Here is a 16,570-nt window from a genome sequence, read left to right as displayed (position 1 = left end):
AAACCGCATGGTTGCGAATTCATATTAGATTAACGGGCCTGCAGTGCTGCCTGGCGGCGCGCTGCATCCCCTTCAGTCTGGATGGTTCTCATGAGTGCGACCGGTTTCGATGTGTGTGTGAGTGGTTCGGGTGCCGTCGCCATGAGCCTGACGCTGGCCTTGTCGGCCGAGGGGTGGCGGGTGGCATGGGCCAAGGCGCCTGACTCTGCCCGATCTGCGCAAGCTGATGTGCGCACCTATGCCCTCAATGCCCGCGCCATCGCCTTGCTGGAGCGCCTGCGCGTGTGGCCTGCACTCAAAGCCTGGTCGGCCCCCGTGTTCGACATGAAGATCGCTGGCGATGCGGGCGGGGCTGTGTCATTTTCGGCCTGGCAGCAGCGCGTGCCGGAGCTTGCGTGGATTGTCGACGCGGCGGCTCTGGAGCGTTTGCTGGGGGAGGCCTTGCGCTTTGCGCCGCGTGTGGAGCTTGTCTCGCCCTTGCAGGGCGGGCGCGCCCCCGTCCAGTCTGCATTGTTGGCCATCTGTGAAGGCAAGCACTCCGGCACCCGTGCAGATTTGGGGGTTGAGTTCACCCGCCAGGACTACGGGCACTGGGGTGTGGCCACCCGCCTGAGGGCAGAGCGCCCTCACAACGGGGTGGCCCGTCAGTGGTTCCGTTCGCCCGACATCCTGGCGCTCCTGCCCTTCAATCAACCTGATCCCGGTGCGTCCTACGGGCTGGTCTGGTCTGTACCCAAGGAGCGTGCGCAACATCTGTTGGCCTTGAGCGCCGCCGATTTCGAGTTGGAACTCAACGACGCTGTGCTGCAATCCTCCCCTGAGGCTGCCGAGCAGGTCGGCCATCTCAGCGTGGCCTCCGAGGTGGCCGGATGGCCGCTCGCACTCGCTCAGGCCGATCGCTGGATCGGGCCCGGCTGGGTCTTGCTGGGAGATGCCGCGCATCAGGTGCACCCTCTGGCTGGGCAGGGTCTCAACCTGGGCTTGGCCGATGTCGACACCTTGGTCGAGGTTTTGCGCGAAGCGCGCGCGCGAGAACCCTGGCGATCCCTGGGCGACGAACGCACGCTGCGTCGCTACGTCCGCCGGCGCGAGGCGCCGACACGGGCCATGGCTGGCCTCACCGACAGCTTGTTGCACCTGTTTGCGGACCAGCGCGGGCCCATGAAAGACCTCCGCAACGCCGGCATGACCTTGGTGGAGCGACTGGGACCTGTCAAACAATGGTTGGTGGGTCGTGCGCTGGATGCGTGACCCTCTCTCACCGATCACTCACAAAGGAACAAGATGAACGGTCTGTTTCGTGGCCTGACGCTGGCTGCACTTTCTCTTTCACTGATGAGCGCTGGTCAGGCGCAGACGACCGACATTCCAGCAGCCCAACTCAAGGCCCTTCAGCAGAAGTTGGCTCAACGGCTGCCCACGCTGCCCCCCGTTGAGTCGGCACGCACCACTCCCATGAGCGGGCTGATCGAGTTGAAGGTCGGTAATTCGGTGTTCTACAGTGATGCCACGGGTGACTACCTCATTGAGGGTCACATGTTGGAAACCCGCACCCGGCGTGATCTGACCGCCGAGCGCCTGGAAGACATCAATCGTGTGGCGTTCGACACCTTCCCCTTCCAGGACGCGATCGTTTGGAAGAACGGCACAGGCAAGCGGCGCCTGGTGGTGTTTGCCGACCCGAACTGTGGCTACTGCAAACAACTTGAGCGCGAACTGCAGAAGGTCAAGGACATCACGGTGTACACCCTGTTGATCCCCATCTTGGGCGCAGACTCACGCGCCAAATCTGAAAGCATCTGGTGCATGAAGGATCGCACCAGTGCCTGGTTGGACTGGATGATTGACAACAAGGCGCCTGCCCGTGCTTTCGGCAAGTGCACCACCCCCATGCAGCGCAACCTCGCATTGGCGCAGCGCTTGGGCGTCAACGGCACGCCGGCCATGTTCTTTGAAGACGGTACCCGTCTCGCGGCTGCGGCGCCTCTGGCCACCATCGAGCAGCGCCTTTCCCAGGCCAGTGCCAAGGCAGGACGCTGATCGAGCTGGCGCCTCGGCGGCTCAGACCTTCAGCCAGTTGGCGCGGCGCGCGAGCGCTTGCTCATCCACTGGGTCGTTCGCCAGAGCCAGGGCCACGGTTTCCCCGCCCGTGTTTGGCAGCACCGGCAGGGTCAGGCTCAGCACGCGTTGATCGCGGCAGACCAGCAGCGTCTGAGGCCGGCTGGCGTCGTGCCATTGGGCGAGGTCCTCGGCACGCTTGATGCGCCATTCGCCCAACGCCAGCAATTCATCGCCAGCACTCAACCCCATCTGCTCGGCCGCGCTGCCGTGCATGACGGCCAGTACCTGTTGGACCCCGCCACGCTCTCCGATGCGTGCACCCAGCCGCTGAGCCAAGCTGCCTGCTTGCGTGTGCCAGTCCACGCCCTGCGTGCGCAACAAGGTCGCCAGGGGCAGGTCTTCGCATCCCTCGGTCCAGTTGTCGAGCAAGGCACGCCAACAGTTTGGCATGTCAGCCCCATGGGGTGAAGCGAATACGGATGTCGGCGGAGGGTGCCCTGCCTCATCGGCCAGCGCCTGAGCCACATCATCCTGGGTGATGGGACGCCCCAGTTTCCACAAACGCAACATCACGCCATCCAGCGTGGGGCCTGCGCCCAATTCGGTCGTGGATGGCAGTTGGCGCAGGGTCAGGTCCAGTGCCAAGCCCACCAACGCTCCCTTGGTGTAGTAGCTCACCGTGGCATTGGCGGTGTTTTCATCCTGGCGGTAGTAACGTGTCCAGGCATCGAAACTCGCCTGCGCCACGCTGTAATCCAGGCGCCCAGGCGTGGCGAGCACCTGGTTGATGGTCTTGCTCAGCAACTTCAGGTAAGTGTTTGGGTCGACCAGGCCGGTGCGCAGCAAGAACTGATCGTCGTAGTACGAAGTGAAGCCCTCGAAGAACCACAGCATGCGGGTGTGGTTCTCCTGCGTGTAGTCGTAAGGCGCAAACTCCACCGGCTTGAGCCGCTTCACATTCCATGTGTGGAAGTACTCATGGCTGATCAGACCCAGCAAAGTGGTGTAGCTGTCCTTGTTCAGCGCGTGACCTCGTCGCGGCAGGTCACGCCGTCCACAAATCAAGGCCGTGCTCTGACGGTGCTCCAGACCGCCATAGCCGTCGTCCACGACATTGAGCATGAACACATAGTGCGTGAATGGCACCTTGCGGCGACCATGCCAGAAGCTGATCTGGGCCTCGCAAATGCGCTGGGTATCGTCCAACAGGCGTTGGCCATCAAAGTCGTCCGTGGCGCCCGCCACGACGAACTCGTGCCGCACACCGCGCACCGTGAACTCACCATGCCAGAACGTGCCCAGTTCGACCGGGTGATCAATCAGTGTGTCGTAATCTGGTGCCTCGTAGTCGCCCAGCCCTTGCGCATTCACTTTCACGGCAGGCATGGCCGTTGCCACGCGCCAGCCCTTGGGCAGACCGGTGATCTTCACGCGCTGGGCCTGGCATTCGAATCCCTCGGCTTTGAGGAACACGCTGGTGCCGTTGAAGAAGCCCCGTCGCGCATCCAAAAACGCCGTGCGCACCGAGGTATCGAATGCGTAGACCTCGTAGCGCAAGGTCAATGGGCCCGTTCCGGTGTTCTCGACACGCCATGTGCATTTGTCCAGGGGCGCGACAGGTACCGATGCCCCGTTTTGCGTGGCAGCGATCGGTGACAGATGCCGAGCGAACTCCCGCACCAGATAACTCCCGGGAATCCACACTGGCAGGCTCACAACCTGACCCGGTTGGGGGCGGGCCATGCGCATCGTGACTTGGAATCGATGGGTGTGGGCGTTGCCCACTTCAATGCGGAAATCAATCATGACAAGTGCGCGTACTGGCGGTGACGTTCAGATCTGGGCTGCGGCAAGGAAGCAGCACAGGCTGGCCACCACGGTCAAACGAAAACGCAGGGTCAGCCAGCCTGCAGTGCCCATGGCGGGATACAGCTTGCGGTCGATCAAATAGCAGGCAATCAGCACAAAGCCAATCAGTGCCAAGCCCGCGTAGGGGGGCATCACCACAGCCACCAGGCCCGCCAATGAGTAGGCAATACCCACCCACAGCGCACGTTGATGCAAGCTGGATTCTGGGGCGCCGACGCCCGACTGCCACATCAGCATTCCCCAGTGCAGTCCGCCCAGGAAGGACACCACCAGTGCAGCGTAGGCGGTGAGGCCACGCACCACGAAGAAGAACGGGTCATCATCCATGCGTGTGCCCAGCAGCCACACAAACAGGGCGCCGGCGATGAAAGGCAGCAAGCCAAGGTAACCCAGGCGTCGGGCCAGCGGGCCTGGCTCGGCATGGTGGTGGGCGGGCAGGGGGGCAGAAGCGGAAGACATGGCAGACAAACCTGTCAGGAAGCGGTGAATGAAAAAACGTTGCCCGTCATTGTGGCAAGAAGAGCCAATCCTGAGCGTTGTGCAGGACGATGGCCTGCATCGCGCCCGAGCTTGACCGCGTCATGAAGCCAGCCAGCTGAACACAGCCGGAACCTTGTCTGGCAGATTCAAAGGGCGCTTGCGCCATTGCTCCACTGTCGCAGTGCGGCTCCAGCCATCCGCCAGAGTCAGGCCGCAACTCACGCTCAGCAGGGTGTCGAGCTGCAGGTGCTGCACCAATGCTTGCCACAGTGCGGCATTGCGGTAGGGCGTCTCGATCACCAGCTGGGTCTGGTGGCTCTTGCGCGAAAGCAGCTCCAGCTCCCTGATGCGTTGCACACGCTGACTGGCTTCCACTGGCAGATAGCCTACAAAGGCGAAACTCTGTCCATGCAGACCGCTGGCGGCCAAAGCCAGCACCAGAGAGCTGGGGCCAGCAAAGGGCACCACCTCAATGCCGGCGCGGTGTGCCGCCAGCACGACCGCTGAGCCGGGATCTGCCACCGCGGGTAAGCCAGCTTCCGAGATCAGCCCCACATCATGTCCAGCCAGGGCCGGGGCCAACAAGGCACGTACCGCCTGATCTTGCCCACTGCCCGGCTTCTTCTGCCCCCCCTTGGGCGGCCGAGGCAGCACTTGAATGTCTTGCTCCTGAATGGGCGTGAGCAACGCTTGTACCTCTGCCACACGTTTGAGAAAGGCGCGGGTGGTCTTGGCGTTTTCTGCCACCCAGTAACGCAGCCCGGCCGCTGCTTGCAAGGCACCGAGGGGCAACACCTCACGCAGGTCGGGCAAGGGGCCCTCACCTGGCTCCCCCGTGCACCCCAGATCCAGTGTGTTGGGGATCAGCAGCAGGCGCCCTTTTTTCTGTGCAGGGCTGACAGATGTGTCATTCAAAGGCATGGCGCAATGTGGTTCATTCAAAAAGGTGAGGGCGGTCCAGGACATTCAGTCCCGCAGCGTGGAGCAGTCCGGTCGTGGCGATCAGTGGCAAGCCCACCAGCGTCGTGGGGTCGTCGGAGTCAATGCGCTCCAGCAGTGCAATCCCCAGCCCTTCGCATTTGGCGCTGCCGGCGCAGTCATACGGCTGCTCCAGGCGTAGATAGGTCTCGATCGCTTCGTCGCTGAGTGCGCGGAATTGCACCGCCACCGTGTGAAGTGCTGTCTGCTCAAAGCCGGTGGCGGCGCGCTTCACGCACACAGCCGTGTGAAAGCGCACCGTCTGGCCCCGCATGGCTTGCAACTGAGCCTTGGCGCGCGCATGGTTGCCCGGCTTGCCCAAGGCCTGCCCCGCCAGATCGGCCACCTGGTCAGACCCAATCACCACCGCATCGCCTTCGCACTGTTGTGCCACAGCCCGCGCCTTCAAGGTCGCCAGCCTCAATGCGGTCTGCACTGGCGCTTCGCCAGCCAGGGGGCGTTCATCCACCTCGGGTGACTTGACCTCAAATGGCCATTGCAACCGCGCCAGTAACTCGCGGCGATATGGGGAAGTCGAACCCAGTACCAGACGAGGTGACGGGTGTGTGGGGGATGGGGTGGGGGGCAAAACAGCGTGCATGCCACCATTGTCCTCGCAGCCTCTACACTGGCGGCCATGAAAGCACGTACTTTTGTTCCCCGCAAACTGGACATGGGGGCCTTCCTGGAGTCGGGCGAGGCACTCTCGGGGGATTTGCCTGTGGGTGAGCTTCCGCGTTTGAGCGAGGGGCTTTGCCCGGATTTTGACTTGACCAGTCTGCCGCACGTCACCTGGTCTGCCCAAGGGCGCCTGGTGCCCCAGCGCATGAGCCCACCTCAGATGTGGCTGGATTTGGAGGCGCGGGCCGTGTTGGCGTGGGAGTGTCAGCGTTGCCTGCAGCCCGTCACGGAGTCGGTGCATGTGTCTCGCAGCATCCGGTTTGCCAAGGACGAAGCGGAGGCTGCCGCACTCGACGCCGAGTCCGACGAGGATGTGCTGGCCCTGTCTCGCGTTTTCGATCTGCTTGAACTGGTGGAAGACGAGCTCATCATGGCGCAGCCCATCGTGCCGCGTCATGACGTGTGTCCGACCGATGTGAGCACCTTGATGCACAATGACGCCGAAACACCGGTACCAGGCGCTGCACCTGAACCTGCCGAAGCGGCCGCAGATGCTTCCGCCACCACTGCCTCAGGACGCCCCAATCCCTTTGCAGTGTTGGCTGCTCTGAAAAAGGATGGCAAGTAATTTGTCGACACGACCTGTCTCGTGCTAGAATTGCAAGCTTTCCGGGTAGGCCGGAATCAAATCAATACTTTTCCTTAACACTTGCGGACTGCAAGGCGGCCAGTATCCAGAGGCGGTTTTCACCCTCTTGAAGCTGGTGACGGTGTGGTCTGACAACCCACGGGCTGCCTGAAGCCCGTTTATCGGAGTTCCATCATGGCCGTTCAGCAAAACAAGAAATCGCCCTCCAAGCGTGGCATGCACCGCTCGCACAATGCACTGGTGACCCCGGGCACGGCCGTTGAAGCCACCACCGGTGAAACCCACCTGCGTCACCACATCAGCGCCACCGGTTTCTACCGTGGTCGCAAGGTCCTGAAGACCAAGGCTGACGCCTGATCAGTCTGCCCGGCACGTCCGGGCGTGACGCAAGCCGCAAAAGGCTGGACAAACCGATCATCGGCTTGCCAGCCTTTTTCTATTGCCGCCTCCCTTTTTGTCCGCGTTCCTCATGACTGCTACCGTTTCTGCCCTGACGCCTGTTCGCCTTGCTGTGGACTGCATGGGGGGCGACCATGGCCCGTCCGTGACCCTGCCTGCTTGCCGCGCCTTCCTCGACAAGCATCCGGAGGCCGAGCTGCTGCTGGTCGGTTTGCCGGAAGCCTTGGCGCCAGCCAAAGATTGGGCTCGTGCCACGATCGTGCCGGCCAGTGAGGTGGTCACCATGGAAGATTCGGTCGAAGTGGCGCTGCGCCGCAAAAAAGATTCGTCCATGCGTGTGGCCATCAGCCAGGTCAAGGCTTCGGGAGATGTTCCGGCAGCCGCTCAAGCTTGCGTGTCCGCGGGCAACACCGGCGCCCTGATGGCGGTGGCGCGTTACCTGCTTAAGACGGTGGAGGGCATTGACCGCCCCGCGCTGGCCACTGTCATGCCCAACCAAAACGATGGTTTCACCACCGTGCTGGATTTGGGTGCCAACGTCGACTGCACCGCTGAACACCTTCTGCAATTCGCTGTGATGGGCAGTGCGCTCGTTTCTGCGGTCGACGGCAAGGACAGTCCCAGTGTGGGTCTGTTGAACATCGGCGAAGAGGTCATCAAAGGCAGCGAGGTCATCAAGGAAGCCGGTGAACTGTTGCGCAAGGCCTCAGATCGGGGATTGATCAACTTCCATGGCAATGTTGAAGGCAACGATATTTTCAAAGGAACGTCCGACATCGTGGTCTGCGACGGCTTCGTTGGCAACGTGGCTTTGAAGACCGCAGAGGGCTTGGCGGGCATGTTTGCCTCCTTCATCAAGCAGGAGTTCACGCGCACATTGGGTTCTAAAGTGATCGCTTTGATCGCGATGCCGGTGCTAAATCGCTTCAAAAAGCGTGTGGACCACCGGCGCTACAGCGGTGCCGCGCTGCTCGGTTTGCGGGGTCTGGTGTTCAAGAGTCATGGATCTTCGGACAAGCTGGCCTTTGAGGTCGCGTTAAATCGGGCTTATGATGCGGCCCGTCATCGACTGCTGGAGCGGGTTCACGACCAGATTGCAGCCACACTCGACAGCCTGCCACCAGCGGGTGCCTTGAGTGATGGGGCAGAGGCTGGGCGCGGGGCCTGATCCCTTTTCCAATGTCATCAGGCCAGACAGGCACACAAACCACCTCATCGCCAGTTGCGGGCGCACGTTATTCCCGCATTGCCGGCACCGGCAGCTTCCTGCCTCCCAATCGGGTCACCAATGAAGACATGGTGGCCCGCCTGGCGCAGGACGGCATCGAAACCTCCAACGACTGGATCGTCGAGCGCACCGGTATCCGGGCGCGTCATTTCGCCGATCCGGCGGTCTCGTCCAGCCACCTCGGTCTGGCTGCAGCGCGTCAAGCTATTGACGCAGCTGGCGTGCAAGCCTCCGACATCGACCTGATCATCTGCGCCACCTCGACGCCGGACATGGTCTTCCCGTCGACGGCTTGCCTCATTCAGCGCGACCTCGGCATCCAGGGCTGCCCCGCCTTCGACGTGCAGGCCGTCTGCTCCGGCTTCATTTACGCGCTCACGGTGGCCGACTCATTGATCCGCAGTGGCTCGGCGCGTCGCGCACTCGTCATTGGCACCGAGGTGTTCTCCCGCCTGCTCGACTTCAAGGACCGCACCACCTGCGTGCTGTTCGGCGACGGGGCAGGGGCCGTGGTGTTGGAGGCTTCCGAGCAACCTGGCATCGTGTCAACATGTTTGCATGCTGATGGCCAGTTTTCCCACATCCTGAACGTGCCCGGCACCATCGCGTGCGGCTCGATCCTCGGCGACCCGACCCTGAAAATGGACGGCCAAGCGGTGTTCAAACTGGCGGTGAGCGTGCTCGACAAGGCCGCTCACGAGGTGCTTGCCAAGGCTGGCCGCGATGCTTCATGCATCGACTGGTTGATCCCGCACCAGGCCAACCTGCGCATCATGCAGGGCACCGCCAAGAAGCTGAAACTTTCTCCTGATAAGGTAGTGGTGACGGTGGACCAGCACGGCAACACGTCGGCGGCCTCCATCCCGCTGGCGCTTGACCATGCGGTGCGCAGTGGTCAGGTTCAGCGCGGCCAGACCCTCATGCTGGAAGGCGTGGGGGGCGGCTTTACCTGGGGTGCTGTACTGGTGGACTACTGACCACCGGGCTTGACCGCCGCGCGCTGCCACCGTTGAATCCATCACAAGGACATTTGCACACATGACCGCATTTGCATTCGTTTTCCCCGGCCAGGGCTCCCAGGCTGTGGGCATGCTCAATGCCTGGGAAGGCCACGCTGCCGTGCGTGACACCCTGGCTGAAGCGTCTGACGCCTTGGGCGAAGACATCGGCAAGCTGATTGCCGAAGGTCCCAAGGAAACCCTGGACCTCACCACCAACACCCAGCCTGTCATGCTGACGGCCGGTGTGGCCTGCTGGCGCGCCTGGCAAGCCGAAACCGGCCTGGTGCCGGCTGTGGTGGCAGGGCACTCTCTGGGTGAGTACAGCGCCTTGGTGGCCGCTGGCGCTTTGACGCTGAAGGACGCGCTGCCTCTGGTGCGCTTCCGCGCCCAGGCCATGCAAGAGGCGGTTCCCGTGGGCGTGGGCGGCATGGCCGCCATCCTGGGCCTGGACGCCGAGGCCGTGAAGGTCGGCTGTGCTGAGGCCTCAGCCGCCGTGGGCGAGCCGGTCGAAGCTGTCAACTTCAATGACCCCAAGCAGACCGTGATCGCCGGCACCAAGGCCGCGGTCGAGAAGGCCTGCGAGGTGCTGAAGGCTGCCGGCGCCAAGCGTGCGCTGTCGTTGCCGGTGTCGGCCCCGTTCCATTCCAGCCTGATGAAGCCGGCTGCCGAGCGCCTGAAGGACAAGCTGGCTGCCACCCCGTTTGCCGTGCCCGCCATCAGCGTGCTCAACAACATCGATGTGGCCGTGGTCACCGAAGCCGACGCCCTGCGCGATGCGCTGTATCGTCAGGCCTTCGGTCCGGTGCGTTGGGTGGAAACCATCCAGGCCCTCAAGGCCCGCGGTCTGACCCATGTGATCGAATGCGGCCCTGGCAAGGTGCTGGCTGGCATGGTCAAGCGCATCGACGGTGACCTGGTCACCACCACCATTTTTGATCCGGCCTCCCTGGCCGAAGCGAAGGGTCTGCTGGCATGAGCACCGACTACAAAGGACAAATCGCCCTGGTGACGGGCGCCAGCCGCGGTATCGGCCGTGCCATCGCCGTGGCCCTGGCCCAGCGTGGTGTCAAAGTCATCGGTACGGCCACCACCGAAAGCGGTGCCCAGGCCATCACCGAGGGTCTGTCTGCCTACGAGGGCTCCAAAGGCGTCGTGCTGAATGTCACAGATGCCGCGGCCGTCGAGGCCACGCTGGACGCCATCGTCAAGGAGCACGGCGCCCTGCACATCCTGGTCAACAATGCGGGCATCACCCGTGACACCTTGGCCATGCGCATGAAAGACGAAGACTGGGATGCCGTCATCGACACCAACCTCAAGGCGGTCTTCCGCATGAGCCGTGCCGTGATGCGCCCGATGATGAAGCAGCGCTACGGCCGCATCGTCAACATCACCTCGGTGGTGGGCGCCAGCGGCAACCCCGGTCAGGCCAACTACGCAGCCGCCAAGGCTGGCGTGGCCGGCATGACCCGCGCCTTGGCGCGCGAGCTGGGCAGCCGTAACATCACTGTCAACTGCGTGGCCCCTGGTTTCATCGACACCGACATGACCAAGGCCCTGTCAGAAGAGCAGTATGCCTCCCTCAAGACCCAGATTCCGTTGGGGCGCCTGGGGCAGCCTGAAGACATCGCCGAGGCCGTGGCTTATCTGGCATCGCCTCAGGCCGGTTACGTGACCGGTCAAGAGATGCATGTCAACGGCGGCATGTTCATGAATTGAATTTGAGATGATTCTGGGGAATCTCAATTCCTTTTTCACATCGGTCAACGTGTCGACACGTTGAGCCGGTAAAATCCCTAGTTTGTTTGCACCACCTCCTGGAGGAGTCATGAGCGATATCGAAGCACGCGTCAAGAAAATCATTGCAGAACAACTCGGTGTGGCCGAGTCGGAAGTTACCCCTGAGAAGGCTTTCGTGGCCGACCTGGGCGCTGACTCCCTGGACACCGTTGAACTGGTGATGGCCCTCGAAGACGAGTTCGGCATCGAAATCCCGGATGAAGAAGCTGAGAAGATCACCAGCGTTCAACTGGCGATCGACTACGCCAAGGCTCACAGCAAGGCCTAAGCCTACTGAGCAATGCCAAGGCCCTTCGGGGCCTTGTTCGCATCGAATCCAACCTTTATTACCTACGCAAGCATGACCCGTCGTCGCGTCGTCGTCACAGGCCTGGGCCTGGTTACCCCTGTGGGCAACAATGTTCAGGATTCCTGGTCGAACCTGGTTGCAGGCCAGTCAGGCATTCAAACCATCACCAAATTCGACGCCTCGGCGTTAGCCTGCCAGTTTGCAGGCGAGGTCAAGGGCTTCAACATCGAGGACTACATCCCCGGTAAAGAAGCTCGTCACATGGACACCTTCATCCATTACGGCCTGGCTGCTTCGATGCAAGCCGTCCGTGATGCAGGCCTGCCCACGGGCGAGGCTCTGACACCGGAAGTCGCTGAGCGCATCGGTGTCATGGTGGGCTCCGGCATCGGTGGCCTGCCCATGATCGAGCAAACCCACAAGGACTACATGGAGCGCGGCCCGCGTCGCATTTCTCCGTTCTTTGTGCCCGCTTCGATCATCAACATGATCTCGGGCCATGTCTCGATCCAGTTTGGTTTCAAGGGCCCCAACATTGGTGTGGTCACTGCTTGTACCACTGGTCTGCACGCCATCGGTCTGGCCGCGCGCATGATCGAGTGCGGTGATGCCGATGTGATGGTGGCCGGTGGCGCCGAGTCCACTGTGTCGCCGCTGGGCGTCGGTGGCTTTGCTGCGGCCCGCGCGCTGTCCACCCGCAACGACGATCCCAAGACGGCCTCGCGCCCCTGGGACAAGGACCGCGACGGCTTCGTGCTGGGCGAGGGCGCCGGTGTCATGGTGCTCGAAGAGTACGAAAGCGCCAAGGCGCGTGGCGCCAAGATCTACGCCGAGTTGGCTGGTTTTGGCATGAGCGGTGACGCGTACCACATGACCGCCCCGGACGTAGACGGCCCGCGCCGGTCCATGCTGAACGCGCTGCGCAATGCAGGCCTGAACACCGATCAGGTGCAGTACCTCAACGCGCACGGCACTTCCACACCGCTGGGCGATGTCAACGAAACCAATGCCATCAAGGCCGCCTTCGGTGACAGTGCCAAGAAGTTGGTGGTCAACTCGACCAAGTCGATGACCGGTCACCTCCTGGGTGGTGCGGGCGGCATCGAGTCGGTGTTCACTGTGCTGGCCATCCACAATCAGGTCTCGCCTCCCACCATCAACATCTTCAATCAAGACCCCGAGTGCGATCTGGACTACTGCGCCAACACCGCTCGTGAGATGACGATTGACGCCGCCGTGAAGAACAACTTTGGCTTCGGCGGCACCAACGGTTCGTTGGTTTTCAAGCGCGTCTGACCCTTTGATGCGGGCGCCATGCGCCCGTGTCTGCCTGCCATGGCGCCGTCTCCTCTGCTTGCTCCGTGCGTCTGGCGCTTGCCGTCAGGGGTTGCCCATTTGCCTGCGGTACGCATCGCGGGCGCGGTGAGCTTGCTCGGGCTGGGCTTTTTGTCCCTGGCTTGGGTTCTGGCCATCACGCAAGATGTGCATCGTGGCGGCCGATCACCATGGGTGTTGTTGGTGTGCGCCCCGGTGGTGTGGGTTGCTTGGCGGCAATGTCGCGCCGCCTGGATGCGATGGCATGCCGTGATGCCTGAGTTGACGCTCATCTGGGCGGGGCCTGTGCAAGCCGAGCCGCCCGCTGGTGGCTGGCGTTTGGATCATCCCGACGGTGTGCCTGCAGAGGTGCGTTGCCTGCTCGATTTCCAGGGCTGGTTGCTGTGCCAAGTCCGGCCGTTTGGCGGGGCAGCGTCATCATGGTGCTGGTTCTGGCTGCGCGCTGGGCACTGCCCAGACCTTCACCGTTTTCGCACCCTGATGGCCTTGCCCACTCGTGCGACCACCGCAGTTGGGGGGGGGGCAGGCCGGCCTCGGTCAGCGATGGCATCATGGGCGTCCAATCGACAGCCATCGGGAATTGCCTTGCGGGGATCATCACAGTCGTTCATGACCACCCAGCCCTCGGATGGTGATGCCGTAACCGCAAGCAAGGTTGTCAAGGACCTGACGTGAGTGACACTGAACCTCCCATTCCCGCCCCGGATGTGGATGCGCCTTTGGTCGAGCGGGTCCAGATGGGTGATCAGCGTGCTTTCGAGATGCTGGTCGTCAAGTACCAGCGACGCATTGAACGTTTGATCGCGCGCATGGTGCGCGATGTGGATCTGGTTGAAGACATCGCACAGGAGACGTTCATCCGTGCCTACCGGGCATTGCCAAATTTCCGTGGCGAAAGCGCTTTCTACACTTGGCTTTATCGGATCGCAGTGAACACGGCCAAGAAGGCCATGATCGGCCTGGTGCGGGATCCCGTGTTGACCGAGTCGGCCATGGCTTCGCTGGCAGAAGAGGAGGACGGTGGCTCTCGTGTGGAAAACGAGTTGACCACTGGCGAGACGCCAGAGTCCCTGTTGGCCAGTCAACAGATCGGCGAAGCGGTGAATGCGGCCATCGAGGCGCTGTCTGAAGACCTTCGCCAAGCCATCACCCTCCGTGAAATTGAAGGGTTGAGCTACGAAGAGATCTCAGAAATGATGAACTGTCCGATCGGGACCGTGCGCTCGCGCATTTTCCGAGCGCGTGAGGCGATCGCCGCGCGTTTGCGTCCCTTGCTTGACGCCCGGCAGGGTGAGCGCTGGTGAGCCCCTTTCATATACGGTGCTCTTTCTCCATTGCAAAGTTAAGTGAACTTTCGCGGTGCATGAGGGTCAGACGGGCGAACGATGCGCACAGCACCGCCCCCTCCATGTGAAGCAGGAGTCTCCCCATGTCAGATCGTCATTCCCGTCACACCGATGCCGCCCATGAGGCCTTGTCTGCGCTGGTCGATGGTCAGGCGCATCCTGATGAGTTGTCTCAGATCTTGCGTGAGTGGAAGACCGATGCCGCGATGAGGGCCGCTTGGCGTGATTACCAGTTGGTGGGCGATGTGATGCGCTCTGCCGATTTGGCGCAAGGGGCTGACAGCGATCGTTTCCTGCAGAAACTGCGTGCGAATCTGGTTGATGAACCTGTGGTGCTGGCGCCCGCTGCTGCTCGCACTGTCATGCCTGCCCGCACCAAGCCGATGGCGCCGGTGGCGGCTTTGCGGCGCCGTCGCTGGCTGGGGCCCACGGCGGTGGCCGCAGGTTTTGTCATGGTGGTCGGTGCCATGGTGTCCGCTTTGGCGCCGGATGCATCCGTGCCTGCTGATGTGTTGGCGTCTTCTGGGCCCCGCATCGAGTTGGCCGCCCAGGAGACTGATCCCGCTCTGGGTGTTGCGGCTGTGGTGCCGGTGGCCAGTGCCCTGGTTGCGACCAACGCATTGGCGCCAGCTTCGGGTGGCGTGCCCTCGGTGAGTGTGACCGGGGACTCGTTCAGCCGGCCAGCACGGCCCAGCGCCATGCTCATGCGTGATCCGCGTCTGGATCAGGCTTTGCTGATGCGCGGGCACCCGTCGCAGCAGGAGGCAGCGTTTGCCTCTCACCACCCCTTGAGTCAGGCCGTGGTGTACGAACTGCCTTGATGCGCTTTCGGTTGAGGTTCTGTCAACCGGGTGGCCTGGCTTTACATTGATTGACCATATTTCCGTGAACCATCTGGCTTCCAAGGGGTCCAGACGGTTCCGGTTGATTTCGTTTGTGACTCCCGCTTCAACGAGGTGATTGCCCATGTCGGTTTCTCAACAGTCTGCATCTTCCAAGTCATCGGTGGTGCGCCGCACGCTCGTCGTCGGGGCCGTGGTGTCGGCGGTGGGGCTGGTTTTGAGTTCAAGCTTGTTTCCGCATGCATCGCAGGCGCAGCAGCCCACTGCAGCGCCCCAGATCGCTGCGCCAACGAACCAGTCGCCCGTGCTGGTCACGGGATTGCCCGATTTCACACAGTTGGTTGATCGGGTCGGCCCCTCGGTCGTCAGCATTCGAACCACCCAACGGGTTGGAGGGGATCAGGGGGAGGAGTCTGACGAGGCCGAGGCGCAGATGCGGGAGTTCTTCCGCCGCTTTTTTGGCACGCCGTTGCCCGAGCCGGATGCGCGTCGCGGCACACCGCGCCCTGGGCAGGGTGGGCAAGGGGAGGAGCGCCCGCGGGGGCTCGGGTCGGGGTTCATCGTCAGTCAGGACGGTTATGTGCTGACCAACGCGCATGTGGTGGACGGAGCCGACGAGGTGTACGTCAATCTCACAGACAAGCGTGAGTTCAAGGCCAAGGTGGTGGGGGCCGACAAGCGCACGGACGTGGCGGTCCTCAAGATCGACGCCAGCAAGCTGCCGCCCCCTGTGCGTGTGGGGGACGTCAATCGTCTGAAGGTGGGTGAGTGGGTGATGGCCATCGGCACCCCCTTCGGATTGGAGAACACCGTGACCGCTGGCATCGTGAGTGCCAAGGCGCGTGACACGGGCGAGGAGATTCGATTCATCCAGACCGATGTGGCCGTGAACCCTGGTAACTCGGGTGGGCCGCTGATCAACATGCGCGGCGAGGTCGTGGGCATCAACTCTCAGATCCTGAGCCGCTCGGGTGGGTTCATGGGTATTTCTCTGTCCATTCCCATCGATGACGCCATGAAAGTGGCCGATCAGTTGCGCACCAGTGGCAAGGTCACGCGCGGTCGCATCGGCGTGTCGATTGCGCCCGTGACCAAGGAAGTGGCCGAATCCATTGGCTTGGGCAAGGCCATGGGTGCGCTGGTGCAAGGGGTCGAGCCCGGGACACCTGCTGACAAGGCGGGATTGGAAGCAGGCGACATCATCACCCGCTTCAACGGTACCGCCATCGAGAGCGTCGCAGATCTGCCGCGGTTGGTGGCAGCCACCAAGCCCGGGACTGCTTCCACGGTGCAGGTGTTCCGTCGCGGCGATTACAAAGATCTGAAGGTCACTGTGGCGGAATTGGACGCCCCCAGCACGGCCGAGAAGGCGTCCCCAGCCAAACTGGCCGCCAATGCCCTGGGCTTGACGCTGGCGGACCTGAGCGCCGCACAAAAGCGTGAACTGCGTCAAAGCGGCGGCGTGCTGGTGGAGAAGGTGCAGGGGCCGGCTGCGCGTGCAGGACTGCGACCGGGTGATGTCATCCTGTCGGTTGCCAACGTGCAAGTCGCCGATGTGAAGCAGTTCGAAGCGACGCTTGCCAAGGTCGACAAATCACGCCCCGTCAGTGTGTTGGTGCGCCGCGGAGAATGGGCACAGTACGTGGTCATTCGCCCCGCACAATGACGGCGT

Annotated in this window: 17 protein-coding genes; 13 read left to right on the top strand and 4 right to left on the bottom strand. The window is 62.5% G+C overall.

Annotation, left to right across the window (positions count from 1 at the left end; genetic code table 11):
* Positions 1-90 precede the first annotated feature (90 nt).
* Positions 91-1,251: an FAD-dependent monooxygenase gene (locus WIT60_RS03205; protein WP_339582507.1), complete on the top strand. Its 1,161-nt coding sequence runs from the start codon at positions 91-93 to the stop codon at positions 1,249-1,251.
* A gap of 33 nt (positions 1,252-1,284) precedes the next feature.
* Positions 1,285-2,040: a DsbC family protein gene (locus WIT60_RS03200; RefSeq protein WP_339582506.1), complete on the top strand. Its 756-nt coding sequence runs from the start codon at positions 1,285-1,287 to the stop codon at positions 2,038-2,040.
* Between the two features lie 21 nt (positions 2,041-2,061).
* Here the strand turns inward: WIT60_RS03200 and WIT60_RS03195 are convergent, their stop codons facing one another.
* From WIT60_RS03195 to WIT60_RS03180, 4 genes are all read right to left on the bottom strand, one after another.
* Positions 2,062-3,867 carry a M61 family metallopeptidase gene (locus WIT60_RS03195; protein WP_339582505.1) on the bottom strand — a complete coding sequence of 602 codons (1,806 nt, stop codon included), beginning with the start codon at positions 3,865-3,867 and terminating at the stop codon, positions 2,062-2,064.
* Between the two features lie 27 nt (positions 3,868-3,894).
* A complete protein-coding gene (locus WIT60_RS03190; RefSeq protein ID WP_339582504.1) occupies positions 3,895-4,389 on the bottom strand; it encodes a DUF3429 domain-containing protein in 495 nt (164 codons plus the stop codon).
* A 120-nt stretch (positions 4,390-4,509) separates the two neighbouring features.
* A complete protein-coding gene (locus WIT60_RS03185; protein ID WP_339582503.1) occupies positions 4,510-5,331 on the bottom strand; it encodes an SAM-dependent methyltransferase in 822 nt (273 codons plus the stop codon).
* A 13-nt stretch (positions 5,332-5,344) separates the two neighbouring features.
* Positions 5,345-5,989, bottom strand: a complete 645-nt coding sequence (locus WIT60_RS03180) for a Maf family nucleotide pyrophosphatase (protein WP_339582502.1) — start codon at positions 5,987-5,989, stop codon at positions 5,345-5,347.
* 36 nt (positions 5,990-6,025) lie between these two features.
* On the opposite strand from WIT60_RS03180, the gene WIT60_RS03175 reads away from it, so the two are divergent.
* From WIT60_RS03175 to WIT60_RS03125, 11 genes are all read left to right on the top strand, one after another.
* The gene (locus tag WIT60_RS03175; protein ID WP_339582501.1) at positions 6,026-6,637 is read left to right on the top strand and encodes a YceD family protein; all 612 of its coding nucleotides are present in this window, start codon (positions 6,026-6,028) and stop codon (positions 6,635-6,637) included.
* Positions 6,638-6,832: 195 nt separating this feature from the next.
* Positions 6,833-7,015, top strand: coding sequence for a 50S ribosomal protein L32 (rpmF, locus tag WIT60_RS03170; RefSeq protein ID WP_290728134.1), 183 nt, complete (start codon positions 6,833-6,835; stop codon positions 7,013-7,015).
* A 112-nt stretch (positions 7,016-7,127) separates the two neighbouring features.
* Complete coding sequence (plsX, locus tag WIT60_RS03165; protein WP_339582500.1) at positions 7,128-8,225, top strand: phosphate acyltransferase PlsX; 1,098 nt, start codon at positions 7,128-7,130, stop codon at positions 8,223-8,225.
* An 11-nt stretch (positions 8,226-8,236) separates the two neighbouring features.
* Positions 8,237-9,262 carry a beta-ketoacyl-ACP synthase III gene (locus WIT60_RS03160; protein ID WP_339582499.1) on the top strand — a complete coding sequence of 342 codons (1,026 nt, stop codon included), beginning with the start codon at positions 8,237-8,239 and terminating at the stop codon, positions 9,260-9,262.
* Between the two features lie 61 nt (positions 9,263-9,323).
* On the top strand, positions 9,324-10,262 hold the full coding sequence (fabD, locus tag WIT60_RS03155; protein WP_339582498.1) for an ACP S-malonyltransferase: 939 nt from the start codon (positions 9,324-9,326) through the stop codon (positions 10,260-10,262).
* Positions 10,259-11,005, top strand: coding sequence for a 3-oxoacyl-ACP reductase FabG (gene fabG, locus WIT60_RS03150; protein ID WP_339582497.1), 747 nt, complete (start codon positions 10,259-10,261; stop codon positions 11,003-11,005). The genes fabD and fabG overlap by 4 nt, the downstream gene beginning before the upstream one ends.
* A 109-nt stretch (positions 11,006-11,114) precedes the next feature.
* Entirely contained in the window at positions 11,115-11,354 is a 240-nt protein-coding gene (acpP, locus tag WIT60_RS03145; protein WP_300153313.1) for an acyl carrier protein, read from the top strand.
* A gap of 72 nt (positions 11,355-11,426) precedes the next feature.
* The gene (fabF, locus tag WIT60_RS03140) at positions 11,427-12,671 is read left to right on the top strand and encodes a beta-ketoacyl-ACP synthase II (protein ID WP_339582496.1); all 1,245 of its coding nucleotides are present in this window, start codon (positions 11,427-11,429) and stop codon (positions 12,669-12,671) included.
* A 710-nt stretch (positions 12,672-13,381) separates the two neighbouring features.
* The gene (gene rpoE / locus WIT60_RS03135) at positions 13,382-14,014 is read left to right on the top strand and encodes an RNA polymerase sigma factor RpoE (protein ID WP_339582495.1); all 633 of its coding nucleotides are present in this window, start codon (positions 13,382-13,384) and stop codon (positions 14,012-14,014) included.
* A 125-nt stretch (positions 14,015-14,139) separates the two neighbouring features.
* Positions 14,140-14,877: a sigma-E factor negative regulatory protein gene (locus tag WIT60_RS03130; protein ID WP_339582494.1), complete on the top strand. Its 738-nt coding sequence runs from the start codon at positions 14,140-14,142 to the stop codon at positions 14,875-14,877.
* Between the two features lie 145 nt (positions 14,878-15,022).
* Entirely contained in the window at positions 15,023-16,564 is a 1,542-nt protein-coding gene (locus tag WIT60_RS03125) for a DegQ family serine endoprotease (RefSeq protein ID WP_339582493.1), read from the top strand.
* The last annotated feature ends 6 nt before the right edge of the window (positions 16,565-16,570 follow it).

It is taken from the genome of Aquabacterium sp. G14 (assembly GCF_037482285.1).
Lineage (GTDB): Bacteria > Pseudomonadota > Gammaproteobacteria > Burkholderiales > Burkholderiaceae_C > Aquabacterium.
This window is presented reverse-complemented; position numbering and strand designations above follow the sequence as displayed.